The organism is Cypionkella sp. PAMC25878, assembly GCF_058135695.1.
Window position 1 is genome coordinate 4,634,263 of sequence record NZ_CM176871.1, and the last position, 24,764, is coordinate 4,659,026.

Here is a 24,764-nt window from a genome sequence, read left to right on the forward strand (position 1 = left end):
TGCGCAGAAATCGTCACGGAATTCGCGCGAATTCCGGCTAACCGATGAGCCGTTTGATCGCACTTGCATGGCCGGGAATGGCCGCCAGCACGTCCGCGCCCAAGGCGCGGGCGGTGGTCAGCAAATCCTCCGGGGCGACAATGCGGTCGATCAGGCCCCAAGCCAGCGCCTCCTCTGCCTCAATCTTCGCCCCTGCCATCAGGATCAGCTTGGCGCGTGCGGGACCAATCAGCGCCACCAGCCGCGCGGGGTCGGCGGGTTGCGGCAGATAGCCCAAGCGCATCACCGGATAGAAAAACTTCGCCCCCAGCACCGCAAGCCGGAGATCGCAGGCCAAAGCCATGCCCATCGCGCCCCCGGCCAGAGTGCCATTCAACGCCGCAATCGTCAGGCTCGGCAGGGTGGCGATGCGGTTGGAGAGCTGATCCCAGACCGGATCGGTGGCAAGCCCCGCCTTCGCCTCCTCCAGATCAGCGCCAGCCGAAAACACGCGGCCCTCCGCCGTCAGGATCAACACCTGCGGCGGATCATCGAGAGCCGCCAGAAGATCCGAGAGCATCGCCTTGCTCAAAGCATTGGCCTTATCCGGGCGCTGCAAGGTCAGCACCAGCAACTCGCCCTCGCGCATAACACCGATCATGCGATCAACCCGACTGCGCGGCGCACCGCATCTTCGCGCAAAGACACATCGCGGCCCAGAAAGCCGTCGGCCTCGGGACCACACATCCACACCAGGCACTTGGCAGGCCAATCCGCCGGGATATGCACCGCGAAATCCAACTGGCTGACCGGATTGACGCCGCTCGCCTTGATCTTCACCTGCATATCGGTCGCCACGGTGCCGGGTGACATCCCCAGCACCCTTATGCCATGCGCGGCCTCCTCCAGATGCGCCACGCGGGTCAACATCAACGCGCCGGCCTTGCTGGCACAATAGCCGCCCCAACCCTCCAGCGCATTCACCGCAGCCCCCGAAGACACCGTGATGATCGTCCCCGAGCCCTGCGCCTTCATCAAAGGCAAAGCCGCGCGCATGCCGTGGAACACGCCTTTCAGATTGATATCAATCGCGGCGGAGAAAGCCTCAACTCCGGCCTCCGCCAGACGCGCAATCGGCTCTATCACGCCTGCGTTGTTGATCAGCACATCCAGCCGCCCGAACCGCGCCACAACCGCCGCCAAAGCCTGCGCCACGTCCTCCGCATCCGCCACATCGCAGCGCCGCGCCATCGCCTGCGCGCCGATCTCGGCGGCCAACGCTGCAATCTCAGCCTCGGACCGCGCCAGCAAAGCCACCGAAGCGCCCGCGCCCGCAAACGCCCGCGCAGCTGCCGCGCCAATGCCCCGGCTCGCCCCCGTGATCACCACAACCTTACCCTGCATCACAGCCTCCATTCACGCCCACATGACAATTCCGTTTACCCAAAGCCACGCCCAACGGAAAGCCTTGACCCTGCCAGCACTTAGACGGATGCTTATCGGCAATATTTCCATCGGAAAGGCTTCATTATGAAACACTGGAAACTTGCGGGCAGCACCGCAGTTATTGCGATTTTGGCAGGAACCGGCGCTTTTGCCGACGTAACCCCTGAAGAAGTCTGGCAAAACTGGCAGGACATGAGCACCTCGGCAGGCCAGACCGTCACCTCGACCAGCGCCGAGCGTGATGGCGATACCTTGGTCGTCTCGGGCGTGACGATCAGCTATGAGAAAGACGGCACCTCGTTCACCAGCACGATTGATCAGATTGATTTCGCCGATAACGGCGATGGCAGCGTCGATGTCACCACGTCCGACAGCTATCAGATGTCGCTGAAAGCCCCGGCGGCGACCGAGATTGACGGCGCGATGCCGACCGATCTGAAGATCACCCTGACCCAACCCGAAATGGTGGTGACCGCCAGCGGCACCGTTGATGCGCTGAGCTATGAATTTGAAGGCCCCAGCGTGACGGCCAAATTCGAGCCCGGCGATACCGCCGCCGCAGCGCAAGGCAGCTTTGAGCTCGCACTGACCGATTTGTCCGGCAAGTATCTGGTCGAAGGCAACGGTGAGGCCAAAAAGGTCACCTCCGACTTCGCCGCGAAAAGTGTCAAGATCAGCGGCGCGGGCAAAGATGCCGCCGCGAAATCGGATGCTACCTTCAGTGCTACCATCGCCGATGTGGCAGGCAATACCAATGGCAACTTCCTGGGTGCCGCCGCGATGGCCGATATGGCCAAGGCGCTGCAAGGCGGCTTTGCGGTCAACGGCAATTTCAGCCATGGCGCGATGTCCTTCGATCTGGCCGTCACCGAAGACGGCAAGCCGACCAAGATCACTGGTGCATCCGAAGGCGGTGATATGTCGTTTGCGATGGATGCCACCCATCTGCAATTCGGCGCGGGCGGCAAAGCGTTGAACTTGACGATTGCCAGCGCTGACATTCCGTTCCCCGAGTTGAAAGTCGGTTATCAGGAAGCCACCTTCAACATGCTGATGCCGGTTGGCAAAACCGACGCCCCGGCCGATTTCGCATTTCTGACCAAGCTCGTCGGCTTCACCGTGTCGGATGAAGTCTGGGGCATGTTCGACCCAGCAGGCAGCCTGCCGCACGATCCGGCCACGGTGATCATCGACACCAAGGGCAAGGTCACCATGACCACCGATCTGTTCGACGAGGCCGCGATGGCAGCTTTGGGCGACGCACCTCCCGGTGATCTGAACGCGCTGGACGTGACCGAGTTGAAAGCCTCGGTGGCGGGCGCCGAGTTGACGGGCGCGGGCGCCTTCACGTTTGACAACACCGACAAAACCACCTTCCCCGGCGTGCCGCTGCCGACCGGAAAGATGGATCTGAAGCTGACGGGGGGGAACACGCTGCTTGATAAACTGGTGGCGATGGGCCTGCTGCCGCAAGATCAGGCGATGGGCTTCAAGATGATGGTGTCAATGTTCGCCAATTCGGCGGCGGACAAGGACGAGATGACCTCGACGCTGGAGTTCAAAGACAAGGGCTTTTACGCCAACGGCCAGAAGCTTCAGTAACGCTCTGCAACGCAATAAAACAGGAAAGGCCGCTCTCACCCGAGCGGCCTTTTTGTTTCAAACCGAAAGAAAACGCTCCAGTGGAGCGTTTTCCGGTTGATTGCTCAAAAGGCGGAACGCCGTTGAGCAAGCGGCAGTATGCAGCAAACCGTCGGCCCGATTTAACGCGTGTCAAATCGAGCAAGGCACAAAACCTGCGCGAAACGAACCAAAGATTAAAGAAGTCTTAATTTCACCACCCCAACCAACTGACATAAAACAACATTTTTTGGTCCCGAGTTGGGACCGCGCCCCTACAGCCGCCGCAAACAGTTCTGCGCCAGATACAACTCATCCGCCGCCGGATCGAAGGGTATCCCCGCGTAATCCAAATTCCCCGTCACCGCAGGCCGCGCTATCGCTTGTGGCGCAGGCGTCGGCACCGTCGCCGCCGTCAGCGCATTGCCAGTGGTATCAATCACCCCGCCCACCACCAGCCGGGTGCTGAAACTCATATTCTCAATCCGCCCGCCGACCGCACTGCCGAGCAGGTTAAACCCCGCCGACACCGCCGCCTGCTGCAACGCCTGCTTCGGCGTCTTGCCCTCGACCAAGGATTGCGCGCCCTGCACCCCGCCTTGCAAACCAGACCCCACAAACATCAGCTGGATCTGCTCAGACCGCATCAGCGCCGGATTACCGCCCGCAATCCCCACCATGCCCACGATAAACGTCCCCGATCCGTTGATCACCGCCGCCCCAACATTGCCAGTATCCTGATAGGTCGCCGTGCCGCGCAGCACCGACCCCGCCCCAAGCACCCCAAACGCCGCCCCGCCCGACAAAAGCCCCGCCCCCACCACCAAAATCGTGGCCGAAGTGTCGCGGGTGAACTGCGCCACCGCCAATGCCGTCTCCCAACCCTCAACATTGTTGGAAATGCTTTCCGACGATTGCCGTGTGGCTCTGCGCCGCATCGCCTCTACCGCATTGAAATCGCTACGCCCGCGCCCGATCATCCCCAACAGGTTCGACCGCATCCCGCCCGGATCGCGCGACAACCGCTCGGCCGCATCCAGATAAAACGTGTTGGTTTCCTGATCGACATCCGCCCGAAGCCCGTTCCAATCGGTTTCAAACAGATAGGTCGTCGGCATCAGAAAGCCATTTTCTACCGAGGTGATCTGCGAGCGCGCCTTGATCTTTTCCGCCCGCAGCGCCCCCCGCAGCATCAGATAGACGCCCTCTTTATTGACGCCCCAACGCTGGCCCTGCGCATCCACCACCACCGTCCACGGCATGGCAAAATCCTTTTTGAAAAAACTTGATGGGTTAAATACGCCCTTACATCTTGAAGTTCGCCCGGAAAGCATGACTTTGAGCCGCAACGAAGTCAAATCCCTTAAGGATGCCGCATGTCCCGCCTTTCCTCGCTGACCGAAGCCCTCCTCCACGCCGCCAAGCAGGCCGGGGCCGAGGCCGCAGATGCTCTGGCCCTTTCCGGCACCTCGCAATCCATCGACATCCGCGCAGGCGCTTTGGAGCAAGCCGAACGCTCCGAGGCCACCGAGATCGGGTTACGCGTGCTGATCGGCGGCCGCCAAGCCTGCGTTTCGACGTCGGATACCTCCCCCGCCACCCTCGCGCGCCTCGCCGAACGCGCCGTCGCCATGGCCCGCGAAGCCCCGAATGACCCCTATGCAGGCCTCGCCGCGCCGGATCAAATCGCCAAACATTGGGACTTGGCCGCCCTGCAACTGGTTGAAGACGCGCCCGAACCCTCTGCCGCGCATTTGGAATCCCTCGCCCGCGAAGCCGAAGCCGCAAGCATGGCCGCTCCCGGCATCACCCAAGTCGAAGCCTCAGCAGGCTATGGCCGTCGCCAAGTCCACCTCGCCGCAAGTAACGGTTTCGCAGGCGGCTACGAACGCTCGTCGCACTCCGTCTCCGCCGTCGCCTTCACCGGGTCCGGCACCGCGATGGAACGGGATTACGCAGGCGAGGGCCGCATCTTCGCTGCCGACATGCCATCGGCCACCGCCATCGGCACCTTGGCCTCCGAACGCGCCCTCGCCCGCGCAGGGGCCACCAAACCTAAAACCGGCACCTTCCCGGTGATCTTCGACGAACGCGTCGCCTCATCGCTGATCGGCCACCTGACCAGCGCCATCAACGGCGCCGCCATCGCGCGCGGATCGTCGTGGTTGCTCAATGGCTTAGGCACTCAAGTCCTCCCCGCCCACCTGTCCCTCATCGAAGACCCACTGCGCCCCCGCATCGGCGGATCACGGCCCTTCGACGGCGAAGGCCTACCCTCGACCCGCCGCATGGTCGTCGAAAACGGCATCCTCATGGGCTGGACTTTAGACCTCGCCACCGCCCGCCAACTTGGGCTTGAAAGCACCGGCAACGCTGCGCGCGGCACCTCCGCGCCCCCCACCCCCTCATCGTCAAACCTAGACCTCACCCAAGGCGCAGCCTCCCGCGCCGACCTGATCCGCGACATGGGCACCGGGCTTTTGATCACCTCAATGATCGGCTCCACCATCAACCCCACCACCGGGGATTATTCGCGCGGGGCCTCCGGCTTCTGGGTCGAGAACGGCGAAATTCTCTACCCGGTGAACGAATGCACCATCGCCGGAAATCTCCGCGACATGCTCAAACGCATCATCCCCGCCAACGACGCCCGCGCGCATCTGTCCACCCGCGTGCCCAGCCTGCTTGTTGAAGGGATGATCCTTGCCGGCGCATGACCTTGCCCTTCTGACCGAAGCTGCCCGTGCCGCAGGCGAAGTGGCCATGCGCTACTGGAAGAACGCGCCCAAAGCTTGGGATAAAGCTGACGCCAGCCCGGTGACAGAGGCGGATCTGGCCTGCAATGACCTGATCCAAGGCATTCTGCGCCGCGCTCGGCCCAGTTACGGTTGGCTGTCCGAAGAAACCCCGGATGATACCGCCCGGCTTGATACCGAATATCAGTTCATAATTGATCCCATCGATGGCACCCGCGCCTTTATCGCCGGAGAGAAACACTTCTCGCACTCCCTCGCCGTCGCCCATAACGGCAGGATCACCGCAGCGGTGGTCTATCTGCCTGCGCTGGATAAACTCTACACCGCCACCAGTGAAGGCCCCGCCCTGCGCGATGGCCAACCGATTCAATGCAGCCAAAAATCATTGGCAGACGGCGCTAACATACTGACCTCAAAACATTCCTTAGACCCAGAGCATTGGCGCAACACGCCCCCAGAGTTTCAACGCAGCTTCCGCGCCTCGCTGGCCTATCGGCTTTGCCTTGTGGCAGACGGCAGTTTTGACGGCATGATCACCTTCATGGATGCGTGGGAATGGGACATTGCCGCAGGCAGTCTGATCTCTGCCCGCGCTGGGGCCAAAGTCAGCGACAAGCAGGGAAAATCGTTATGCTTTAACGCCGCCAGCGCGCAATCGGCGGGCACTTTGGCCTGCGCTCCTGCCCTGCACAGCGACCTGATGCCGCTGATAAAACCATAAGGCCGCCCGAAGGCGGCCTTATGTGAAGTTTCATTCGTAATGATGTGAACTCACGTACATATTACTTCTTTTTCGGCGGCACGAAGCGTTTGGACGTATCCTTGGCATCCAGTTTCGGCCCCGCAGGCTTGGCGAAAGCGGGCTTGCCAAACGATTTGCCTTCCGTGCCATGCGATTTGGACCCAAAGGCTTTACCCGGCTTGCCTTCTGCGGCCCCGTGCGATTTGAACCCAGCCGATTTCGGCGCATAAGCAGGTTTGTCGCCACGCGGCGCATAGGGTTTTGCACCCTCAGCGCGCGGCGCATAAGGCTTGCGATCGCCATCTTCCCGCTTGGCATAAGGCTTGGCACCCTCGGCACGCGGCGCATAGGGCTTACGCTCGCCATCCGCACGCGGGGCATAAGCAGGCTTGTCGCCACGCGGCGCGTAGGGTTTGCGGTCGCCATCTTCGCGCTTGGCGTAGGGCTTGGCACCCTCGGCACGCGGCGCATAAGGCTTGCGCTCACCATCGGCGCGCGGCGCATAAGCGGGTTTATCACCACGCGGGGCGTAAGCAGGCTTATCACCACGCGGGGCGTAAGCAGGCTTATCACCACGCGGGGCGTAGGGCTTGGCTTCGCGCGCCGCATAAGGCTTCGCATCACCATCTTCGCGCTTGGCATAAGGTTTCGGCGCGCGCGGACGCGGCGCTTCAGCAGGTGCAGCCTCAGATCCCTTGATCGGATCATAGCCATCCGCCGCAGCTTCCTCGACCAAACGCGAGGGCTTTGGCACATAAGGCGCTTTCTCGCGCTTCTCATAGGCAGGCTTGTCGTAAGCCGGTTTTTCCGAACGCTCGGCACGCGCCGGGCGTTCTGCCCGATCCCGCGCAGGCGCGCGCGCGCTGCGTTCCGGGCGATCCATCGAAGGCTCGCCTTCCATCCGCTCCATCACCACGCCGTTTTCCAGCTCCAGCGACAGGCCAAACCGGCTGGCCAAAGCCTCGGCGATTTGGACGTAAGTAATGTCTTCCTGCACCCGGATCGCGCCAATGCCATCTTTGGTGATCGAGCCTGCATCGCAGATTTTAGGCAACAGCCAACGCGCTTCGGCACGGCCAGCGCGGCCAACCGACAACGTATACCAAACCGAGGCACCAAATTCGCTGCGTTCGCGCGGCGGCGCTGCTTCGCGGGCTTCGCGCACCGGGCCTGTCTGATCCGACAGAACTTCCGGTGCCGAACGGCCTGAGCGCCACGATTGAACATAAGCCGCCGCAATCTGTTCGGCACCAAAGCGCTCAATCAGCTGCATCGCCATGCCCATCTCATCGGTCAGATTCTGACCAAACACCGGGTTTTCAAAGATCCGCATGTCGTCTTTTGCCTGCACGTCATCCGCCGAAGGAGCCGCACCCCATTCCGCCACAACCTTGGCACCCTGCAACAACCGCTGAGCTTTCTTGAACTCCGACGGCGCCACGATCAGGGCTGAGACGCCCTTCGACCCCGCCCGACCAGTCCGCCCCGAACGGTGCAACAGCGTTTCCGAATTCGACGGAAGGTCAGCGTGGATCACCAACTCCAACCCCGGCAAGTCGATACCGCGCGCAGCCACGTCGGTGGCAATACAAACGTTCGCCCGACCATTGCGCAAAGCCGTCAACGCATTGGTGCGCTCTTGCTGGCTCAACTCGCCCGACAAAGCCACCACTTTGAAGCCGCGATTGCCCATCCGCGCCATCAGATGATTGACGTTCACGCGGGTTTTACAGAACACGATCGCCGTGCGCGCTTCATAGAACCGCAGCATGTTGAAGATCGCATGTTCGCGGTCACGCACGGCCACCGACAAGGCGCGGTATTCGATATCGACGTGCTGCTTGGCCTCGCCCTGCGCCGCAATCCGCAGCGCGTTGACTTGGAAATCTTCTGCCAGCTTGGCGATCTCTTTCGGCACGGTGGCCGAGAACATCAGCGTGCGGCGATCTTCCGGGGCAGCGGCGAGGATATATTCCAGATCCTCGCGGAAGCCCAGATCGAGCATCTCATCGGCTTCATCCAAAACTGCCGCGCGCAGACCCGACAGGTTCAGAGATTTGCGGTCGATATGGTCGCGCAAACGGCCCGGCGTGCCGACCACGATATGCGCACCACGGTCCAGCACGCGCTTTTCGGTGCGGTAATCCATGCCGCCGACGCAGGTGGCAATCACAGCCCCCGCCGAGGCGTAAAGCCATTCCAATTCGCGCGCCACTTGCAGCGCCAATTCGCGGGTCGGTGCGATCACCAAGGCCAGCGGATTATCGGCATACAAAAGCTTGTCCATACCGCCCAGAATCTGATCGGCAATCGCGATGCCGAAGGCGACAGTCTTGCCCGAACCCGTTTGCGCCGAGACCAGCACATCGCGGCCCTGCGCATCCGCTTGCAGCATTGCGGTCTGCACGGCGGTCAGGTTTTCATAGCCCTTAGCCGTCAATGCCGCAGCCAAAGGCGCGGCAATCATTTGATCAATCATGTCTTTTCCTGATGGGGGATGGCCTTGGCCATGCCCGTGAAGTCCCATAAAAACGGCACCTCATTCCCCATCGCAAGCCGGCCTCCCTGCCACTTGCCCCGGAATCCTCGGGCCGAAGCAGGTCGCATACAGCGAATCGCTCGGCTTGTATATAGCGTAGGGTGCGTGTTTCACGCATCTCCCCCGCCCACTCAGATCATCTTGATGGTGTCCTTGCCGACCGCCAGCATATAGCCGCGCCGCGCAATCGTCTTGACCAGCAACTCGGACACCATCTGATTGCCCAACGCATCACGCAGCCGCTTCACCCGCGTCGCCCCCGCCGCCTCGTCGCAATCGGCGGCATTGCGGCCCGAGATCACGCCCTCGATCTGCGCGCCCGTCAGCACATCATCATCCATCCGCGCCTCGGCCAGCACCGACAGGGTTTCAATCGCCGCCTCGGTCAGTGCAAATTCCATATCGTTGATATAAACTGCCCGCGCCTCGCGGCTGATCACCAAAGTACTGACCTGAATCCCCGACCGCTGAATCGCTGAAATCCGCCGGTTCAAAGCAATGATCGTCACCAGAAACACCAGCGCGGCCACCATCAACGCGGTGGCAAACACCAGAAGCACGAAGATCACCGAGCGGTAACTGTTCAACACCTCGGAAAATGATGTCCCAGACTGCGCCAAAATCTCCAGAAGTTTGATCTCGGCCCCGGTGTTGAGGTTGTTGTTCTCCACAAACAACCGCTCTACCCGTGCGTTGAACGCATTGGCATCCGGCAGGTTCAGAAACAGAAACACCGCAGCGCCCAGCAAGATCACCACAATCGCCGCGATCCCGCCCGCAACCACCCGGTTGCCCGCCTTCAGCACATCAGTAGCGGAGGAAGTACTCTCCTGCACTGGCTTTCCTTTCACCCAAACCTTCGGGGCCAAACGTGGACAATACGTTCAGCAAAGTCCAGCCACCCGCCGCCAGCCTCGGCTTAAGTTCGCTTTTTGCAGCGCCCTTGTTTCCACAAGCCCCATCCGAAACCTGCGCCACGCCATAATGCAGCCGCAACGGGCTGTCCTGCTTGGCCTTGTAATCGGCATAACATTCAGCGCTCGCCGGCAGCGCCACGCCAAAAGCCAAAATTGCCGCAAGTAACAGGCGCATCATCTGCACTCCCTAAATCGTTACCTGCACCTTGGGCATAACCGCGCAGCTATTCAATATCGAAGCGGGTTTACGGCGCTGCTATCGCATATCAGCCGACGGATATTGCTTGGCCAGACGTTCAACGACCAATCTCAGGCATCGGCCTCATGCCAGAGGCCCACCCAATGCATCCCATAAGAAGGAGGTCAAAATGTCCAACACATCCTACGCATCCGAGACCCTCGCCGAAACCATCCACGCCCTGCGCGACACCCGGCACACCCCGATGTTCACCATGAAACGTCAGGCCAATATCTTTGTGATCCTGCTGATGGCGATCTCGCTGCTGGCCGCCACCGCGATGCCGTCGCATGCCGACAAGCGCGGCGACAATCTTGCCAAGATCATCGCGGGCGCTTTGGTGATCGGGCTGATCGCCAACAGCATCGACAACAACAAGCACCACGACAAACCGAAGCCGCACAAACCGCAACCTTACCCCGAGCCCGTCTACCAGCCCCGCGTGCCCTCGGTCTGCGCGATTTCCATCGACAGCAATTCCGGCAATGCGGTGACAATGTATTCGCAGAATTGCCTGCGCCGTGAGGGTTTCGATTACCGCCTGCCGAACTGCGCCCGCGATGTGCGGATTTATGGCGAGGCTGACCGGGTCTATTCCGCGCAATGCCTGCGCGACGCGGGCTTCCGCTTGGGGCGTTAGGCCACAGAAACAAGGTACAGAATCCGGGCCGCACCCCGATCCCTTAGCGGCCCGACCCTTGGGGGCGAAGGTTTGAGCAGCTTCGCCCCCCTTTTTTTGCCAAGCATTTCACGCTACGCGAAATGAATGGAAAAACTCTCCGCCCATTTCGACTACGAATCCGCCGCCCACGCGCTAGGCCATGCCCATATCGCGGGCGTCGATGAGGTGGGCCGAGGCCCGCTCGCTGGCCCCGTCACCGCCGCCGCCGTCATCCTAGATCCGGCACATATCCCCCCCGGTCTGGCCGATTCCAAAGCCCTGACCGCCGCCCGTCGCGAAGCACTTTACGAATCGATCCTCGCCACCGCCCAGTGCTGCATCGCCCATGCGTCGGTGGAGGAAATCGACAGCCTTAACATCCTGCGCGCCAGCCATCTCGCGATGGAGCGCGCCGTCGCAGGTCTTGCCATTCCGCCCGACCATATCCTCATCGACGGCAACCTCATTCCTGCGAATCTGAAGGGCCGCGCGCAGGCGATCGTCAAGGGCGATGCCAAATCACTTTCCATCGCCGCCGCTTCGATCATCGCCAAAGTAGCGCGCGATCGCATCATGGTGGATTTGGCGCAACAATACCCCGGCTACGGCTGGGAGGCGAACGCCGGATACCCGACAAAGTTGCATCAGTTGGCACTCCTAAATCTTGGGGTCACGCCTGCGCATAGACGTTCGTTCAAACCTGTCCACAAGATGTTGTATCAAGACAAATCTGTAACCCCTTGATTCAATAAAGAATTTGACGAGTTATCCACAATGACTCATTCTCTGCATCAACAAACGGTGAATAACACCGAGGGCAGAGGCAGAATATGGCGACGAAAAGCAAACCGGCGGTGGATCATGTCCTTCCGCTGAACCAAATCCTTGATGGTGACTGTATCGAGCGGATGAACGCGCTTCCGGCAGGCTCAATAGACCTGATCTTCGCCGACCCCCCCTACAATTTGCAGTTGAAAGGCGATCTGCATCGCCCCGACAACTCCAAGGTCGATGCGGTGGATGATCACTGGGACCAATTCTCCAGCTTTGCCGCCTATGACAAATTCACCCGTGAATGGCTGGCGGCGGCGAAACGCCTGCTGAAGCCAAACGGCGCGATCTGGGTGATCGGTTCCTATCACAACATCTTCCGCGTCGGTTCCGCCCTGCAAGATCAGGGCTACTGGATGCTGAACGATGTGGTCTGGCGCAAATCCAACCCGATGCCGAACTTCCGCGGCAAACGCCTGACCAATGCGCATGAAACCCTAATCTGGGCCTCGCGCGATGAGGATTCTAAATACACCTTCAACTACGAAGCCCTGAAAGAGTTGAATGACGGCGTGCAAATGCGCTCCGACTGGGTGCTGCCAATCTGCACCGGGCATGAGCGCCTGAAGGATGAGCACGGCGACAAAGCCCACCCGACGCAAAAGCCCGAATCTTTGCTGCACCGCGTATTGATCGCCACCACCAATACCGGCGACGTTGTGCTTGACCCGTTCTTCGGCACCGGCACCACCGGCGCTGTCGCCAAAATGCTGGGCCGTGATTTCATCGGCATCGAACGTGAAGAAGCCTACCGCAAAGTCGCTATTGAGCGCATCTCTCGCGTGCGCCGCTTTGACGCTTCGGCTTTGGAAATCACTGGCAGCAAACGCGCGGAACCCCGCGTGCCCTTCGGCCAAGTGGTCGAGCGTGGCATGCTGCGCCCCGGCGAAGAACTCTATTCCGTGGGCAGCCGCTTCAGCGCCAAAGTCCGCGCCGATGGCACCCTTGTGGGCCTTGACGTGAAAGGCTCGATCCACCAAGTCGGTGCCGCCTATGAAGGCGCGCCCTCCTGCAACGGCTGGACCTACTGGCACTTCAAGCGCGACGGCAAGATGATCCCGATCGACATCCTGCGCCAACAAATCCGCGCCGAGATGGAAGCCGACCAAGGCCGCCCGCACTAGCAGTGGTGGGTTAGAACCCACCCCACCCCCAGATTTCGAACGCCTGTGTCATGGTTCCGCCCATGACACCACTGCCTCAGCATGCACGTCATGCTGAGGTTTTTTCCGTTAGGCCGCCCGCCCAACCTGCGCTAGCATCCCCACATTGTCGCCAGATATTTGAGCCAGCCATGCAGCCTGATCTGCCCAGCCTGACCCGCATTTGCCAAACCGAGGAAGCGGCCCTTAGGACGATTTTCGAGGATATTTCTGCGGCTTTCGCCCCGCCCTACGATGCGAAAATCCGCGCCCAGATCACCACCCTGCTCGCCCGTGCCGAGCCGCATCGCCATGCCCTGCAACGCACGCACAGCTTTCATCTGCAAAGCCCCGCCTTGCGCGCCCTGCCGATGCACGCCGCTGAGCGACAATATTTTGATGGTGTTCTGCGCCATCTGCGGCTGTATCCCACCGCCATCATCCGCCTGCAAACCGCGCTGCGCCATCGCCTGCCGCTGTTTCCGCCCACCCCGCCGCCCTATGGCCCCGAGGCGCAGACCATCGCGCTGCATTCTCGCACTTGGGACCGCATGCACGCCCATCTCAGCCCGCATACGCCCAATCTTTACCACGACACCCCCGGCCACCACGGCGATCTGCCCTATCCCAGCACGGATTTCCTACGCTACGCGATGGCCGCGCGGCGGATTTGCTTGGCGATGGACAAACACGCCCCGGCGTTTCTGGATGTCGGCTGCGGCATCGGATTGAAGGTGTTCCAAGCCGCCGAATTATTCACCCAAGCCGACGGTCTGGAATATGAACCTGCCCACGCCGCCATGGGGCAAGCGATGATGCAGCGCGGCGGTTGGCCCGATGTCCGCATCTTCCACGCTGACGCGCTGACATTTGAGCATTACGGCAACTATGACGTACTTTATGTCTACAAACCGATGTATGGCGCGGCGCTGGAGCAGATGGAGGCGCGGCTGATCGGCCAAGCCCGCCCCGGCACCCTGCTGATCGCGCCCTACACCGATTTCACCACCCGGTTTGAAACCCTTGGCTGCGCGCGGATTGAGGAGTTTCTCTACATCATCCGGGCAGATAAATCGCTGCCTGCGATCCTGAAACGCGCCAAGAAAGTAGGCTGCGCCCTACCCGCGCGTCCGAAAAACGGCTATGCGGAGGATGGCTTTCTGGCGCCGCTTCACGTTGTCCTGCGGCGCTGGGGGCATGGCGATTAGTGGGCAGGCACGCCCTTCGGATCAGCGTTCAGGCCTTTGTTATACGCGTGCCAGTCGACAATATCCGGATAATACTGCGCCCGCCATGCCTTGACCCGCCTATTCATCAACCGTTTCCACAAAGGTGGCACCATCGCCGCCATCGTCATCACCGGATAGCCATAGGGCAGTTGCGGGGCTTCATCAGCGCTGTAGGTTTGCAGCAGCGGAAACCGCCGATCCGGTTTGTAATGATGATCGGAATGGCGCTGCAAATTGATCAGCAGCCAGTTTGAGGCCCGGTGCGAGGCGTTCCAGCTGTGGCGCGGCAGCACATGTTCATAGCGCCCCTCGCCCAGATAACGGCGGGTCAGCCCGTAGTGTTCAATATAATTCACCAGTTCCAACTGCCAGACCGCCACCCAAGCCTGCCACAAAAACAGCGCCAGACCGATCCAACCACCCAAGGCCAAAGCCAGCAGCAACATCGCGCCCTGCAGGCCCCAATAGCGCCAATACGGACTGGATTTATCCAACGGTTTCAGCCCCTTGCGCGCCAGCATCGCGGCTTCGGCTTTCCATGCCGAGAGGTGACATTGCAGCAAAACCCGCGGGAAAAACCGATGAAAGCCTTCGTTATAGCGCGCCGTCACCGGATCGCGCGGGGTTGCGACATAAAGATGATGCACCCGCAGATGTTCTGATCGGAAATGGCTGTAGAGCACCGAAGCCAGCAGCAGATCACCCAAAGCCCGCTCCCACGCCGGTTTCTGGTGCATCAGCTCATGCGCGTAATTGATGCCGATGGTTCCCGAGACAACACCCATACCGAAAAACAGCCCGATCTTTTCCGCAGCGCCCAGATCAGCCGCCTGCGGCACATACCACAGCATCCAACACAGCAGGGTAAACTGCGCCGGAAACCAGATCAGCGTGACAAGTCGGTAGTATTTCAGCCCCGCTTCCGGCGTATTCAGATCGGCATTGTCCTCATTCCGTCCCGTCACCGCATCCAGCAGCGAGAACATACCCCAAGCATAAAGCGGCAGCGCCAGCACGAACCAACCGCCCCACAGCGCCGCCAGCACCGCCACCGGGATCATCCCCAAAGACAGCCAGAACGGCAGAGCGTTTTGCAGGCGTTGCACATCAGCGCTAGGAATTGTGGACATTTAGGCCCCCTTTTCGGGCCACTCTAGCGCAAAATCCAACCCACTCAACGCGGCGTTTTGCCTTGGAACGCAAGGTCATAAGCCTTGCGCATCAGGGTTGGCAGATCATCAGGGTTTAGCTGCATAAACTCACCTCGTTGCGGATTGGCATCATAATCGCTGGCCTTCACCTGCAAGATTAGGTGGAAATGTGTGAACGTATGCTTAACTTCGCCCAAGCTTTGCCAATCCGCCGCAAATGGCGCGCCCAAGGCCGTGCCATCCCAGCCGTCGCTCGGAAACCCCAGCATCCCGCCCAGCAATCCGCGCTCGGCCCGCCGTTCCACCAAAACCAGCCCGCCGCGTGTGGCCAGCCAAGCCACCCCCTGCCGCACAGGCTTTTCAGCCTTCTCCAGCTTGCGCGGCAATTCTGGAGCAATGCCAAGGCGTTGTGCCTCACATACCCCCAACAACGGGCAAATCCCACAAGCCGAATTGCGCGGCGTGCAGATCGTGGCACCCAGATCCATCACCGCTTGCGCATAATCTCCGGGGCGCAGGTCGGGCGTCACCAACCCCGCCAATCGCACCAATTCCGGCTTTGACCCCGGAAGCGGATCAAGTACCGCAAACAACCGCGCCATCACCCGTTCGACATTGCCATCGACCACCACCGCAGGCTCGTCATAGCAAATCGCCGCCACCGCCGACGCCGTATAAGGCCCCACCCCCGGCAAAGCCCGCATCCCCAGCGCCGAGGCCGGAAACACCCCGCCGTGATCGCGCACCACCGCCCGCGCGCAGGCGAGCAGATTGCGGGCGCGGGCGTAATAGCCAAGTCCCGCCCATTCCGCCATCACCTCGCCGTCCTGCGCCGCCGCCAAATCCTCAACCCTCGGCCAGCGCGCGACAAACCGTTGAAAATATGCAGTAACCGCCGCCACCGTGGTTTGCTGCAACATCACTTCCGACATCCAGACCCGGTAGGGATCGGGCCGCGCACCACCCGCCCGCGCCGCAGGGCCGATCCGCCACGGCATCACCCGCGCCGACCTGTCATACCAGCCCAGCAAGCGCTGGCTTACTTCTGCGTCACGCAATCTTTATCCCCTTGCCCCCGCCGACCCTTGGCGAACCCGCCGTCCTACCGTTAGAATAGCCCGAACCACGGATAGGACCAGATGGCCCGCACGCCCAGCCCACTTCCCTCTGCCCATCGCCGCATTCGCGGCTTTGAAGCCACATCGGGGCTGCTGAAGGATCAGATCCGCAAGGTTGGCGAATCTCGTGGCTTTGCCGTGGCCCGCCTGCTGACCCATTGGCCCGAGATCGCGGGCGAAGATATGGCGCGCATCACACGGCCTGTCAAAGTCGGCTATGGCCGCGAGGGTATGGGCGCGTCGCTGACGCTGCTCACCACCGGGCCAAACGCCCCGATCATCGAAATGCAAAAAGAAAAGCTGCGCGAAAAGGTCAACGCCGTCTACGGCTATGCCGCCATCTCGCGCATCCTGATCACCCAGACCGCCGCTACAGGTTTCGCCGAAGGTCAGGCCGAATTCATGGCCAAACCGAAAGCCCCCCCTGCACCCGATCCGACAATTTTGGCCGAGGCCGCCCGCACCGCTGCCCCGATCCAGAACGACGACCTGCGCCAAGCCCTTGAACGGCTGGGCCAAAACATCCTAAATCGCCGCAAACTTAAGGAAAGCTGACCCATGGCTAAAACCCTCGCAACCACCGCCGCTCTGGCCCTGATCGCGGGCCTTGGCCTGTCATCATTCAGCGTCGCGCAAACCACCGCGCCCGCAGCCACCACCACCGAAGTGCCCGCCACCCCGGCCACCCCAGTTGTGATCGACCCCGCCACCATCCCCGATTACGGCATCGGCCAGATCGACGCCAAGGTGAAGATCGTCGAATATCTGTCCTTCACCTGCCCGCATTGCGCCGCCTTCCATACCGAGGTTTATCCACAGCTGAAGGCCGACTATATCGACACCGGCAAGGTTCGCCTCGAATATCACGAGGTCTATTTTGACCGCTACGGCCTCTGGGCCGCGATGATGGCCCGCTGCGGCGGCGAGATGCGCTATATCGGCATCACCGACATCCTCTATGACACCCAGAAGGATTGGGCCGCCTCGGATGATCCGAACGCTGTCGTTGAGAACCTGAAGAAAATCGGCCGCACCGCCGGGATGGATGACAAAACCCTCGACGCCTGCATGAAAGATGCCCCGATGGCGGAGGCTTTGGTCAAGCATTTTGAAACCAACATGGCGGCGGACAAGGTTGAAGGCACCCCCACCTTCATCATCAACGGCACCAAACATTCCAACATGGCCTACGCCGATCTGAAAGCGGTGCTCGACGCCGAACTGGCGAAGTAAATGAACACTCCACTGGCGGGCGTCAAAGTCATTGAACTGGCTCGAATCTTGGCTGGCCCTTGGGCTGGCCAGACCTTGGCCGATCTGGGGGCCGATGTGATCAAAGTCGAAGCCCCCGAGGGCGATGACACCCGCCGCTGGGGCCCTCCGTTTATCGAGCGTGATGGCGACAAATCTGCCGCCTATTTCTACGCCACCAACCGCGGCAAACGCTCGATCACCTGCGATTTTCGCACGCCAGAGGGGCAGGAAACCGTCCGCCGTCTGATCGCCGACGCAGATGTGCTGATTGAGAATTTCAAAGTCGGCGGCCTTGCCAAATACGGCCTCGACTATGCCTCTCTCAGCAAAATAAACCCCAAGCTGGTCTATTGCTCGGTCACGGGCTTTGGCCAAACCGGCCCATATGCCCACCGGGCGGGCTATGATTTCATCATCCAAGGCATGGCCGGCCTGATGTCGGTCACGGGTGAGCCCGGCGGTCAACCGCAAAAAGTCGGCGTCGCCGTCACCGATGTGTTCACCGGAGTTTACTCCGCCACCGCCATCCTCGCCGCTCTTCTCCAACGCGGCCGCACTGGCGTCGGCCAGCATATCGACATGTCTCTCTTGGATGTGGCCACCTCAATCATGGCCAACCAATCGATGAACTACCTTGTGTCGGGCACCCCGCCCGGCATGATGGGCAACGCCCACCCCAACCTCGCCCCCTACGCCGTGTTCGATTGCGCCGACGGCTGGATCATCCTCGCCACAGGCAACGATGGCCAATACCGCCGCCTCTGCACGATCCTCGGCCTCGACGACATGGCAACCGCCCCAAATTTCGCCACCAACGCCGACCGCATCGCCAACCGCGAGGCCATGACCGCCCGCATCACCGAGGCCACCAAAACCTGGACCAAAGCCAACCTGCTCGCCGCTTGTGAGTCCGAAGGCGTCCCCGCAGGCCCGATCAACTCCCTCGACGAAGTCTTCGCCGACCCGCAAGTCATCGCGAGAAACCTGCAAATCGCCCCCGAAGGCCTCCCCGGAGTCCGCTCCCCAATGACCTTCTCCGGCGCAGATTTGTCGCTAGACCGCCCGGCACCGAAACTGGGTGAGCATCAAAACGAAGTGTAGGGTGCGTGATTTCACGCACCACCGTTTGCCCCGCCCGCTCCCCACATAGGGCAACGCCTGACCGCCGGGTGGGCGAGCCACAGAATTTCTAGGCGCTTTATGCCTCAACAAACTCCCCAGAAGTTCTAAGCGAGACAGCCCAAAAGCGCCCGCCCGAGGGGGCGGTCAGGCGCTGCCCGGCGGCGCTAAAGCGCCTTGATTCCGGGCTGAGAGGCTTTAATTGGCAGGTTCAGGATGACCATTTTCACGCGTTGTTACGTTTGTGGCACCTGCTGGAAGCCGCCCCAGTCGTTTATGCGGCCTTTCGGGCATCAATATCTTTCCGTTTGAATGCTTGTAGCCGCAGTTTGTGCAAATCTCGTGACCGACGCTTACTCAAATAATACATTGGTATACATCTGCACGATTGAACTTGCCTATCTTGCATAACAAAGCCACTTTGCAGAAATTGATTTGATTGAAGGAGTTACTGATGTTCGGTTTCGGAAAACGCGATAACGCAAACAAAAGCGAACAGATTGAATATGAAAATGTAATTAAAGAGTTAGCTCCTGCGAATTTTGGCGATGTCGAGAGTGTAATCCAAAAAATTGGCCTTGAACGTGCTGTTAGATTCTACGCACATTTGGTTAGGGTCAGGACCTATTGATTTTGCAACGCAGCCGTGATTCAGGCTCCGCAAGGAGACTGAGCAATGAGCAACCTTTACTGGCTGACGGACGAGCAGATGGCTCGACTTAAACCCTTCTTTCCCAAGAGCCACGGGGTGCCGCGTGTCGATGATCGTCGGGTCTTGAGCGGCATTATCTTCATCAATCGCAATGGCTTGCGTTGGTCTGACGCGCCGAAGGAATACGGCCCGGCGAAGACGCTTTACAACCGTTGGAAGCGATGGGGCGACATGGGCGTCTTTGCCCGGATGATGGAAGGGTTGGCCTCCGAGGCGGCGGTCCCGAAGACGGTGATGATCGACGCGACCTATCTCAAGGCGCACCGCACGGCTTCAAGCCTTGGGGTGAAAAAGGGGGGCGCGGTCGTCTGATTGGCCGGACCAAAGGTGGCATGAATACCAAACTGCATGCCGTCACTGACGAAAACGGCCGACCGATCCGCTTCTTCATGACCGCAGGTCAGGTCAGCGATTACACCGGCGCTGCGGCCTTACTGGGCAGCTTACCCAAAGCGACGTGGCTGCTGGCTGACCGGGGTTATGACGCCGACTGGTTCCGAGACGCCCTGAAAAACAAGGGGATCACGCCTTGCATCCCCGGCCGGAAGTCACGCGCGAAGCCTGTCAAATACGATAAACGCCGATACAAACGCCGCAATCGGATTGAGATCATGTTTGGCCGTCTCAAAGACTGGCGGCGGGTGGCAACACGTTACGACAGATGCCCAAAAGTCTTCCTCTCCGCCGTCGCTCTCGCCGCAACCGTCTTGTTCTGGCTTTGACGATCAATGAGTCTGGACCCTAGCAAAAAGATTCCTGACGCACGGGTTCGTTGGCAGTTCATTCTCGAAGAACTTGACGCTGCGGCACAGGGCAACGAGGAAGCTCGGGAATTCGCTAAGCAAAGTGGAGTGTCTAGACGTGAATATGTCGGAGCGCTCAACCGATCCTTTCCCGAAGTAGATGGTAAGGACGGACCTCAGCAACTTCTGTTGGAGATTTGCATTCCGCTAGCAAAACGCATGGACTTATTGGTCAAATTACGAACTTCGATAGTTAAACGCATCATGCAGGATCACGCACTCGCCTCGTAATATTCAATTGTGCACTAGGGGCGAGCCATGAGGATCTGCCAAACCCCTCACCCCCACCCATAATTAAAACTCACACTGATCCGGTCCTCTTCCGCCATATTCATCGGCACCTCATGGCGCAGCCAGCTTTCCCACAGCAGCACCTCGCCCGCCTCGGGTGCGCGGTAGACGAAGGTGCGCAGCTCATCCCGCACCTTCCCTTTGCGCGGCGGGGCGGCCATCATCATCGGAAGGCGCGGGTCTTCAAACTTGATCGCTGAAGTCCCCTTCGGCATCGTCACATAGCAGGTCCCCGAGATCACGCTATGCGGGTGGATATGCGAGCTGTGCACCCCGCCCTGCGGCAAGATATTGATCCACAACGAATCCAGCTTGATCTTCTTACTCCCCAAATCAAACTGCACATCCTTCACAAAGCCCTCAACATGCTTGTCCAGTACCTTGACCAAGGCTTTGAAAATCGGAAACCGCCACGGCAGATCATCGAGTGAGGCATAGCTGGTATAGCCCGGATAGCCGTGCTTTTCGCACCAGTTTTGCCCGGCCTCATCATCCTCGGCGATGGCGAGGCAAGAGTTTTCCAACTCCTCCAGATCAATCGGCTTGCCCTGCTCGGCCAAGGCCGCGCGATACAGCCGCGTGACAAAAAGCGATTCAATGTTCGACATGGCCTGATACTCCGCTATGGTCGAAGGGTTCAAAGGTTAACAAACCCTAAACGACCCCCTCCTAACCCCTTGATTTCACATATCCCAAAACCTGTCCACGCGTGGACAAATCAAATCCCCAACCGATCAAACGCCGCCTCCAACGGCCCCCAATCCTCAATCCGCAACCGCACCGGCAAAGTCAAAACCCGCGCCCGGAACGCCTCGGGCAGCCGGACCGCATCCTTCTCCGTCGTCACCAACTGCGCCCCCTTAGCAAACGCCTCGACTTCCAACCGGGTGAGCAAAGCCTCCGACAGCGGCTGATGATCGTCCAAAGCCTCACCCCGCACCACGACAGCCCCCTCGCCTCGCAGGGTCGCGAAAAACTTCTCCGGCCGCCCGATCCCGGCGAAAGCCAGCACCCGCTCGCCCGCCCAGCCCATTCCCATCGCCAGCACCTCCAACCGCCCGCGCAGCAACGGCACCCCTTCCACAGAAAACCCGGCATCCCCAATCGCCAATACAAAATCCGCCCGCGCCAGCCCCACCGAGACAGGCTCCCGCAACGGCCCGGCAGGAAGACACCGCCCGTTGCCAAACCCTACCACCGCATCGACCACCACGATCGACAGATCCTTCATCACTGACGGATTCTGAAACCCGTCGTCCAGCAACACCACGTCAACCCCCGCCGCCTCCGCCGCCCGAACCCCCGCCGCGCGATCTTTCGAAACCCACACGTCACAAAACGCCGCCAGCAACAGCGGCTCATCCCCGACCTGTTCCGCCCGATGCTTCACCGGATCAACCTGCACTGGCCCCGCCAAAGACCCACCATGGCCCCGGCTGACCACCGCCACCCGCCGCCCGCGCGCCAGCAACCGCTCCACCAAAGCCATCGCCATCGGCGTCTTCCCGGTCCCGCCCGCGTTGATATTACCGATGCAAATCACTGGCACCGCAGCCCTATACCCCGCCCCCCGCAACCGCCGCGCCGTAGCCCAGCCATAGATCCACCCCAACGGAGCCAAAACCCGCGCCCAAACCCCCGGTCTTTCCGGCGCGTTAGACCAAAACCCCGGCGCGCGCATCAGCTTCCCCCATCCAGCACATCACGCGCAAACGCGACCACCCGATCCGTCACCTCAACCCCATCCGAGGCCAAGGCCCAAGCCGCCTGCGCCAGCCGTGCCGCCCGATCTGGGGCCAGCAGATCACTCAAAGCATCGCCCAGATCACCCGCAGACCCCACCGCTCGCGCCGCCTGCGCCGCGCCCAAACGCCCGAAAACCGAGCCATAGCCGCCCGGCCTTGGCCCATAGACAATCGCCGATCCCAAAGCCGCTGGCTCCATTGGGTTGCGCGCGCAGCCCTCGCCCAGCAACGACCCGCCCATATAACTGACCGGAGCCAAGCGATACCACAGCCCATATTCTGCAGCAGAATCAGGGATATAAACCTCGGTTTCCGCATCCGGTTCCTGATCCAGACTGCGCTGCGCCACGGTCCAGCCCTCCGATACCTCCATGAAAACCGCCAGTTCCGCCGCCCGCGACACATCCTGCGGCACCAAGATTAACAGCAACCGATGCGCCAACCTTAACGCCGCGCGATGCGCTGCAATCACCGCCGCTTCCTCTGCCGCAGGCACATCCACTGCCAGCCACACCGGGCGCGTCGCCATCAACCCGGCCAACATCGCGCGCTCGGGTTCATGATAAGACAGCGCCGCCGAAGGCTCCTCCATCCGCCCCGCCACCGCGACCGCTGCCGCCCCGGCGCGCCGAAACGCCCGCGCCGCCGCCTCATCCACCGCCAAAACTTGTGCGAAAGATTGCAGCGCCGACCGCATCAATCCCGGATACCAACCCTCGCGCCCCTTCATCAGATAGGGCGCGCGGGCATCCACCATGATCACCGGCAGGCCACGTTCGGCCGCCTCAAACAGCAGCGCGGGGCGCAATTCACCTTCCGCCATAATCACCAAAGCCGGGGCCCAATGCGACAGAAACGCGCGGGCCTCAGTGGGTGTGTCGAAAGGTGGCTGCTGATGCAGCATATCCGCGGTCAGTGGCACCGCTTCCGGGCAGGTCAACAGCACCGTGACGCCCAATTCCTCGACCAGTCGCAAAGCCAGTTGCCGCAACCCGCGCGAGCAGCCGATCTCTGCCGCATGCAGCCATATCAGATGGCCCGGTGGGCGGGCGGGCCGCGCAATATCGGGGCCAACCGCGCTCCGTCCGGTCAGATTGTAAAGCGTGCGGCCTAGGGATAGTGCCATAAAAACGGTCGCTTACGCGCCCATCTCCTCGGTCAGAGATCCGGGTACGCCTTCTTCGCGCAACCGGTGAATATGCGCGATGAAATAGCGCATATGAGCATTGTCGACCGTGCGTTGCGCTTCCGCCTTCCATGCCGAAAACGCCGTCGCATAATCGGGATACATGCCGACGATGTGAATCTGGCTGACATCCTTGAAGACGTTCTTTTGCGGGCTGACAAGCTCGCCGCCAAACACAAGATGAAGACGCTGCGCCATGCTGGATTTCCTACTGCTGCACCGTTGCACAGGGTAACGGGTGCGCGGGCGCGGTTCAAGGCTTGCCGCACTTGCACAGGCTGCGCTGGCCGATCATTCTGGTCTTGATATGGGGGATATGATGGCAAGGCGGGTCTTGGCGATTGGCGAATGTATGGTGGAACTGTCGTCGGCCGGGGATGGTCTGCTGCGGCAGGGTTTTGCGGGGGATACGTTTAACACCGCTTGGTATCTGCGGCATTGCCTGCCTGCCGACTGGACGGTCGATTACCTGAGCGCCGTGGGGACGGATGCGCTGTCAGATCAGATGCTGGCGTTTATGCAAGCGTCAGGGATTGGCACCGCACATGTGGCGCAGCGGGCAGAGATGACGGTCGGCATCTATCTGATAAGCTTGCAGAATGGCGAACGCAGCTTCAGCTATTGGCGCGACAGTTCTGCCGCGCGGCGGCTGGCAGATGATCCGGGTGCTTTGGCGCACGGCCTTGCGGGAGCGGCGCTGGTGGTGTTTTCCGGGATCACCTTGGCGATCCTGCCCGCCTCTGGCCGCGCGGCGTTGTTGGCGGCTGTGGCGCAAGCGCGGTCAAAGGGCGCGCTGGTGGCCTTCGATCCAAATATGCGCGCACGGCTATGGCCAGAGTTGGCCGAGCTACTGCACTGGATGACGGCTGCCGCGCGGGGTGCCGACATCGTGCTGCCGTCCTTCGACGAAGACGCGCGGGTGTTCGGCGATGCCAGCCCCTCGGTGACGATTGCGCGCTATCGCGCGTTGGGCGTGGGGTGTGTGGTGGTGAAAAACGGCGGGGGCATGGTCGAGGCTTGGGAGGGTTCCGCCTATGAAATGCAGCCCACGCCGCAGAGCGTCGTGGACAGCACCGCAGCAGGCGACAGCTTCAACGCGGGGTTTCTCGCGGCACGCATGCAGGGGGCTTCGATGCCCGAGAGTCTTCAGCAAGGGGCGGCTTTGGCCGCACAAGTGATCGCGGCACCAGGGGCTTTGATTGCACCGAAAAAGTTAACGCCACCCTAACGCAAAAACCTAAGCCTTTGAAATCATTTACTGGGGTGAACGGTCCGCGCGCGGACC

Annotated in this window: 25 protein-coding genes; 13 read left to right on the top strand and 12 right to left on the bottom strand. The window is 60.9% G+C overall.

Annotated elements, in window-relative coordinates; translation table 11 throughout:
• Window positions 1-37: 37 nt before the first annotated feature.
• Window positions 38-640: an enoyl-CoA hydratase/isomerase family protein gene (locus ACS5RD_RS23165; protein ID WP_489929304.1), complete on the bottom strand. Its 603-nt coding sequence runs from the start codon at window positions 638-640 to the stop codon at window positions 38-40.
• Window positions 637-1,383 carry an SDR family oxidoreductase gene (locus ACS5RD_RS23170; protein ID WP_489929305.1) on the bottom strand — a complete coding sequence of 249 codons (747 nt, stop codon included), beginning with the start codon at window positions 1,381-1,383 and terminating at the stop codon, window positions 637-639. The genes ACS5RD_RS23165 and ACS5RD_RS23170 overlap by 4 nt, the downstream gene beginning before the upstream one ends.
• Before the next feature lie 126 nt (window positions 1,384-1,509).
• Here ACS5RD_RS23170 and ACS5RD_RS23175 point away from each other — a divergent pair, with 126 nt between their 5' ends.
• Window positions 1,510-3,027, top strand: coding sequence for a DUF2125 domain-containing protein (locus ACS5RD_RS23175; protein WP_489929306.1), 1,518 nt, complete (start codon window positions 1,510-1,512; stop codon window positions 3,025-3,027).
• Between the two features lie 293 nt (window positions 3,028-3,320).
• Here ACS5RD_RS23175 and ACS5RD_RS23180 read toward each other — a convergent pair whose 3' ends face one another.
• The gene (locus tag ACS5RD_RS23180; protein ID WP_489929307.1) at window positions 3,321-4,307 is read right to left on the bottom strand and encodes a hypothetical protein; all 987 of its coding nucleotides are present in this window, start codon (window positions 4,305-4,307) and stop codon (window positions 3,321-3,323) included.
• Between the two features lie 114 nt (window positions 4,308-4,421).
• Between ACS5RD_RS23180 and ACS5RD_RS23185 the strand changes: the two genes are divergently transcribed.
• Both ACS5RD_RS23185 and ACS5RD_RS23190 read left to right on the top strand, forming a co-directional pair.
• A complete protein-coding gene (locus ACS5RD_RS23185) occupies window positions 4,422-5,762 on the top strand; it encodes a TldD/PmbA family protein (RefSeq protein WP_489929308.1) in 1,341 nt (446 codons plus the stop codon).
• On the top strand, window positions 5,749-6,522 hold the full coding sequence (locus ACS5RD_RS23190) for a 3'(2'),5'-bisphosphate nucleotidase CysQ (protein ID WP_489929309.1): 774 nt from the start codon (window positions 5,749-5,751) through the stop codon (window positions 6,520-6,522). Before ACS5RD_RS23185 ends, ACS5RD_RS23190 begins: the two co-directional genes overlap by 14 nt.
• 61 nt (window positions 6,523-6,583) lie before the next feature.
• Here the strand turns inward: ACS5RD_RS23190 and ACS5RD_RS23195 are convergent, their stop codons facing one another.
• The 3 genes from ACS5RD_RS23195 to ACS5RD_RS23205 form a co-directional block, all read right to left on the bottom strand.
• Window positions 6,584-9,022: a DEAD/DEAH box helicase gene (locus tag ACS5RD_RS23195; protein ID WP_489929310.1), complete on the bottom strand. Its 2,439-nt coding sequence runs from the start codon at window positions 9,020-9,022 to the stop codon at window positions 6,584-6,586.
• 191 nt (window positions 9,023-9,213) lie between these two features.
• Entirely contained in the window at window positions 9,214-9,918 is a 705-nt protein-coding gene (locus ACS5RD_RS23200; protein ID WP_489929311.1) for a winged helix-turn-helix domain-containing protein, read from the bottom strand.
• Window positions 9,890-10,177: a hypothetical protein gene (locus ACS5RD_RS23205; protein WP_054006026.1), complete on the bottom strand. Its 288-nt coding sequence runs from the start codon at window positions 10,175-10,177 to the stop codon at window positions 9,890-9,892. Before ACS5RD_RS23205 ends, ACS5RD_RS23200 begins: the two co-directional genes overlap by 29 nt.
• Window positions 10,178-10,367: 190 nt before the next feature.
• Here ACS5RD_RS23205 and ACS5RD_RS23210 point away from each other — a divergent pair, with 190 nt between their 5' ends.
• From ACS5RD_RS23210 to ACS5RD_RS23225, 4 genes are all read left to right on the top strand, one after another.
• The gene (locus tag ACS5RD_RS23210) at window positions 10,368-10,877 is read left to right on the top strand and encodes a hypothetical protein (protein ID WP_054006025.1); all 510 of its coding nucleotides are present in this window, start codon (window positions 10,368-10,370) and stop codon (window positions 10,875-10,877) included.
• A gap of 126 nt (window positions 10,878-11,003) precedes the next feature.
• Window positions 11,004-11,642 carry a ribonuclease HII gene (rnhB, locus tag ACS5RD_RS23215; RefSeq protein WP_489929312.1) on the top strand — a complete coding sequence of 213 codons (639 nt, stop codon included), beginning with the start codon at window positions 11,004-11,006 and terminating at the stop codon, window positions 11,640-11,642.
• A gap of 86 nt (window positions 11,643-11,728) precedes the next feature.
• Complete coding sequence (locus tag ACS5RD_RS23220; protein ID WP_489929313.1) at window positions 11,729-12,853, top strand: site-specific DNA-methyltransferase; 1,125 nt, start codon at window positions 11,729-11,731, stop codon at window positions 12,851-12,853.
• 170 nt (window positions 12,854-13,023) lie between these two features.
• Window positions 13,024-14,079, top strand: a complete 1,056-nt coding sequence (locus ACS5RD_RS23225; protein ID WP_489929314.1) for a class I SAM-dependent methyltransferase — start codon at window positions 13,024-13,026, stop codon at window positions 14,077-14,079.
• On the opposite strand, the gene ACS5RD_RS23230 is transcribed toward ACS5RD_RS23225, so the two are convergent.
• Both ACS5RD_RS23230 and ACS5RD_RS23235 read right to left on the bottom strand, forming a co-directional pair.
• Window positions 14,076-15,230, bottom strand: coding sequence for an alkane 1-monooxygenase (locus tag ACS5RD_RS23230; RefSeq protein WP_489929315.1), 1,155 nt, complete (start codon window positions 15,228-15,230; stop codon window positions 14,076-14,078). The two genes, ACS5RD_RS23225 and ACS5RD_RS23230, sit on opposite strands and share 4 nt — an antisense overlap.
• Before the next feature lie 44 nt (window positions 15,231-15,274).
• Window positions 15,275-16,309: an A/G-specific adenine glycosylase gene (locus ACS5RD_RS23235; protein ID WP_489929316.1), complete on the bottom strand. Its 1,035-nt coding sequence runs from the start codon at window positions 16,307-16,309 to the stop codon at window positions 15,275-15,277.
• 81 nt (window positions 16,310-16,390) lie between these two features.
• Here ACS5RD_RS23235 and ACS5RD_RS23240 point away from each other — a divergent pair, with 81 nt between their 5' ends.
• From ACS5RD_RS23240 to ACS5RD_RS23260, 5 genes are all read left to right on the top strand, one after another.
• A complete protein-coding gene (locus ACS5RD_RS23240; RefSeq protein WP_054006020.1) occupies window positions 16,391-16,924 on the top strand; it encodes a DUF721 domain-containing protein in 534 nt (177 codons plus the stop codon).
• A 3-nt stretch (window positions 16,925-16,927) separates the two neighbouring features.
• Window positions 16,928-17,602 carry a DsbA family protein gene (locus tag ACS5RD_RS23245; RefSeq protein ID WP_489929317.1) on the top strand — a complete coding sequence of 225 codons (675 nt, stop codon included), beginning with the start codon at window positions 16,928-16,930 and terminating at the stop codon, window positions 17,600-17,602.
• Window positions 17,603-18,724 (top strand): CaiB/BaiF CoA transferase family protein, encoded by a 1,122-nt coding sequence (locus ACS5RD_RS23250; RefSeq protein ID WP_489929318.1) that lies wholly within the window; start codon window positions 17,603-17,605, stop codon window positions 18,722-18,724. It begins immediately after the preceding gene.
• A 472-nt stretch (window positions 18,725-19,196) separates the two neighbouring features.
• A complete protein-coding gene (locus ACS5RD_RS23255; protein ID WP_489929319.1) occupies window positions 19,197-19,373 on the top strand; it encodes a hypothetical protein in 177 nt (58 codons plus the stop codon).
• 45 nt (window positions 19,374-19,418) lie between these two features.
• A protein-coding gene (locus tag ACS5RD_RS23260) for an IS5 family transposase (RefSeq protein WP_489927796.1) occupies window positions 19,419-20,176 on the top strand; the annotation gives its coding sequence in 2 pieces (ribosomal slippage) (window positions 19,419-19,737 and window positions 19,737-20,176; 759 coding nt in all).
• A gap of 359 nt (window positions 20,177-20,535) precedes the next feature.
• Here the strand turns inward: ACS5RD_RS23260 and ACS5RD_RS23265 are convergent.
• The 4 genes from ACS5RD_RS23265 to ACS5RD_RS23280 form a co-directional block, all read right to left on the bottom strand.
• Window positions 20,536-21,156, bottom strand: coding sequence for a TIGR02466 family protein (locus ACS5RD_RS23265; RefSeq protein ID WP_489929320.1), 621 nt, complete (start codon window positions 21,154-21,156; stop codon window positions 20,536-20,538).
• A gap of 110 nt (window positions 21,157-21,266) precedes the next feature.
• On the bottom strand, window positions 21,267-22,229 hold the full coding sequence (lpxK, locus tag ACS5RD_RS23270; protein WP_489929321.1) for a tetraacyldisaccharide 4'-kinase: 963 nt from the start codon (window positions 22,227-22,229) through the stop codon (window positions 21,267-21,269).
• The gene (locus ACS5RD_RS23275) at window positions 22,229-23,419 is read right to left on the bottom strand and encodes a 3-deoxy-D-manno-octulosonic acid transferase (protein ID WP_489929322.1); all 1,191 of its coding nucleotides are present in this window, start codon (window positions 23,417-23,419) and stop codon (window positions 22,229-22,231) included. Before ACS5RD_RS23275 ends, lpxK begins: the two co-directional genes overlap by 1 nt.
• Window positions 23,420-23,431: 12 nt before the next feature.
• A complete protein-coding gene (locus tag ACS5RD_RS23280) occupies window positions 23,432-23,677 on the bottom strand; it encodes a DUF4170 domain-containing protein (protein WP_054008110.1) in 246 nt (81 codons plus the stop codon).
• A 121-nt stretch (window positions 23,678-23,798) separates the two neighbouring features.
• On the opposite strand from ACS5RD_RS23280, the gene ACS5RD_RS23285 reads away from it, so the two are divergent.
• Window positions 23,799-24,707 (top strand): sugar kinase, encoded by a 909-nt coding sequence (locus ACS5RD_RS23285; protein ID WP_489929323.1) that lies wholly within the window; start codon window positions 23,799-23,801, stop codon window positions 24,705-24,707.
• The last annotated feature ends 57 nt before the right edge of the window (window positions 24,708-24,764 follow it).

Excerpts from the sequence above, each read along its gene's own strand:
- ACS5RD_RS23250 (WP_489929318.1), top strand. The coding sequence starts at position 17,603 with ATGAACACTCCACTGGCGGGCGTCAAAGTCATTGAACTGGCTCGAATC.
- ACS5RD_RS23185 (WP_489929308.1), top strand. The coding sequence starts at position 4,422 with ATGTCCCGCCTTTCCTCGCTGACCGAAGCCCTCCTCCACGCCGCCAAG.
- ACS5RD_RS23170 (WP_489929305.1), bottom strand. The coding sequence starts at position 1,383 with ATGCAGGGTAAGGTTGTGGTGATCACGGGGGCGAGCCGGGGCATTGGC.
- ACS5RD_RS23210 (WP_054006025.1), top strand. The coding sequence starts at position 10,368 with ATGTCCAACACATCCTACGCATCCGAGACCCTCGCCGAAACCATCCAC.
- ACS5RD_RS23225 (WP_489929314.1), top strand. The coding sequence starts at position 13,024 with ATGCAGCCTGATCTGCCCAGCCTGACCCGCATTTGCCAAACCGAGGAA.
- ACS5RD_RS23175 (WP_489929306.1), top strand. The coding sequence starts at position 1,510 with ATGAAACACTGGAAACTTGCGGGCAGCACCGCAGTTATTGCGATTTTG.
- ACS5RD_RS23180 (WP_489929307.1), bottom strand. The coding sequence starts at position 4,307 with ATGCCGTGGACGGTGGTGGTGGATGCGCAGGGCCAGCGTTGGGGCGTC.
- ACS5RD_RS23230 (WP_489929315.1), bottom strand. The coding sequence starts at position 15,230 with ATGTCCACAATTCCTAGCGCTGATGTGCAACGCCTGCAAAACGCTCTG.
- ACS5RD_RS23285 (WP_489929323.1), top strand. The coding sequence starts at position 23,799 with ATGGCAAGGCGGGTCTTGGCGATTGGCGAATGTATGGTGGAACTGTCG.
- ACS5RD_RS23195 (WP_489929310.1), bottom strand. The coding sequence starts at position 9,022 with ATGATTGATCAAATGATTGCCGCGCCTTTGGCTGCGGCATTGACGGCT.
- ACS5RD_RS23240 (WP_054006020.1), top strand. The coding sequence starts at position 16,391 with ATGGCCCGCACGCCCAGCCCACTTCCCTCTGCCCATCGCCGCATTCGC.
- ACS5RD_RS23265 (WP_489929320.1), bottom strand. The coding sequence starts at position 21,156 with ATGTCGAACATTGAATCGCTTTTTGTCACGCGGCTGTATCGCGCGGCC.
- ACS5RD_RS23220 (WP_489929313.1), top strand. The coding sequence starts at position 11,729 with ATGGCGACGAAAAGCAAACCGGCGGTGGATCATGTCCTTCCGCTGAAC.
- ACS5RD_RS23245 (WP_489929317.1), top strand. The coding sequence starts at position 16,928 with ATGGCTAAAACCCTCGCAACCACCGCCGCTCTGGCCCTGATCGCGGGC.
- ACS5RD_RS23255 (WP_489929319.1), top strand. The coding sequence starts at position 19,197 with ATGTTCGGTTTCGGAAAACGCGATAACGCAAACAAAAGCGAACAGATT.
- ACS5RD_RS23275 (WP_489929322.1), bottom strand. The coding sequence starts at position 23,419 with ATGGCACTATCCCTAGGCCGCACGCTTTACAATCTGACCGGACGGAGC.
- rnhB (WP_489929312.1), top strand. The coding sequence starts at position 11,004 with ATGGAAAAACTCTCCGCCCATTTCGACTACGAATCCGCCGCCCACGCG.
- ACS5RD_RS23280 (WP_054008110.1), bottom strand. The coding sequence starts at position 23,677 with ATGGCGCAGCGTCTTCATCTTGTGTTTGGCGGCGAGCTTGTCAGCCCG.
- ACS5RD_RS23205 (WP_054006026.1), bottom strand. The coding sequence starts at position 10,177 with ATGATGCGCCTGTTACTTGCGGCAATTTTGGCTTTTGGCGTGGCGCTG.
- ACS5RD_RS23165 (WP_489929304.1), bottom strand. The coding sequence starts at position 640 with ATGATCGGTGTTATGCGCGAGGGCGAGTTGCTGGTGCTGACCTTGCAG.
- lpxK (WP_489929321.1), bottom strand. The coding sequence starts at position 22,229 with ATGCGCGCGCCGGGGTTTTGGTCTAACGCGCCGGAAAGACCGGGGGTT.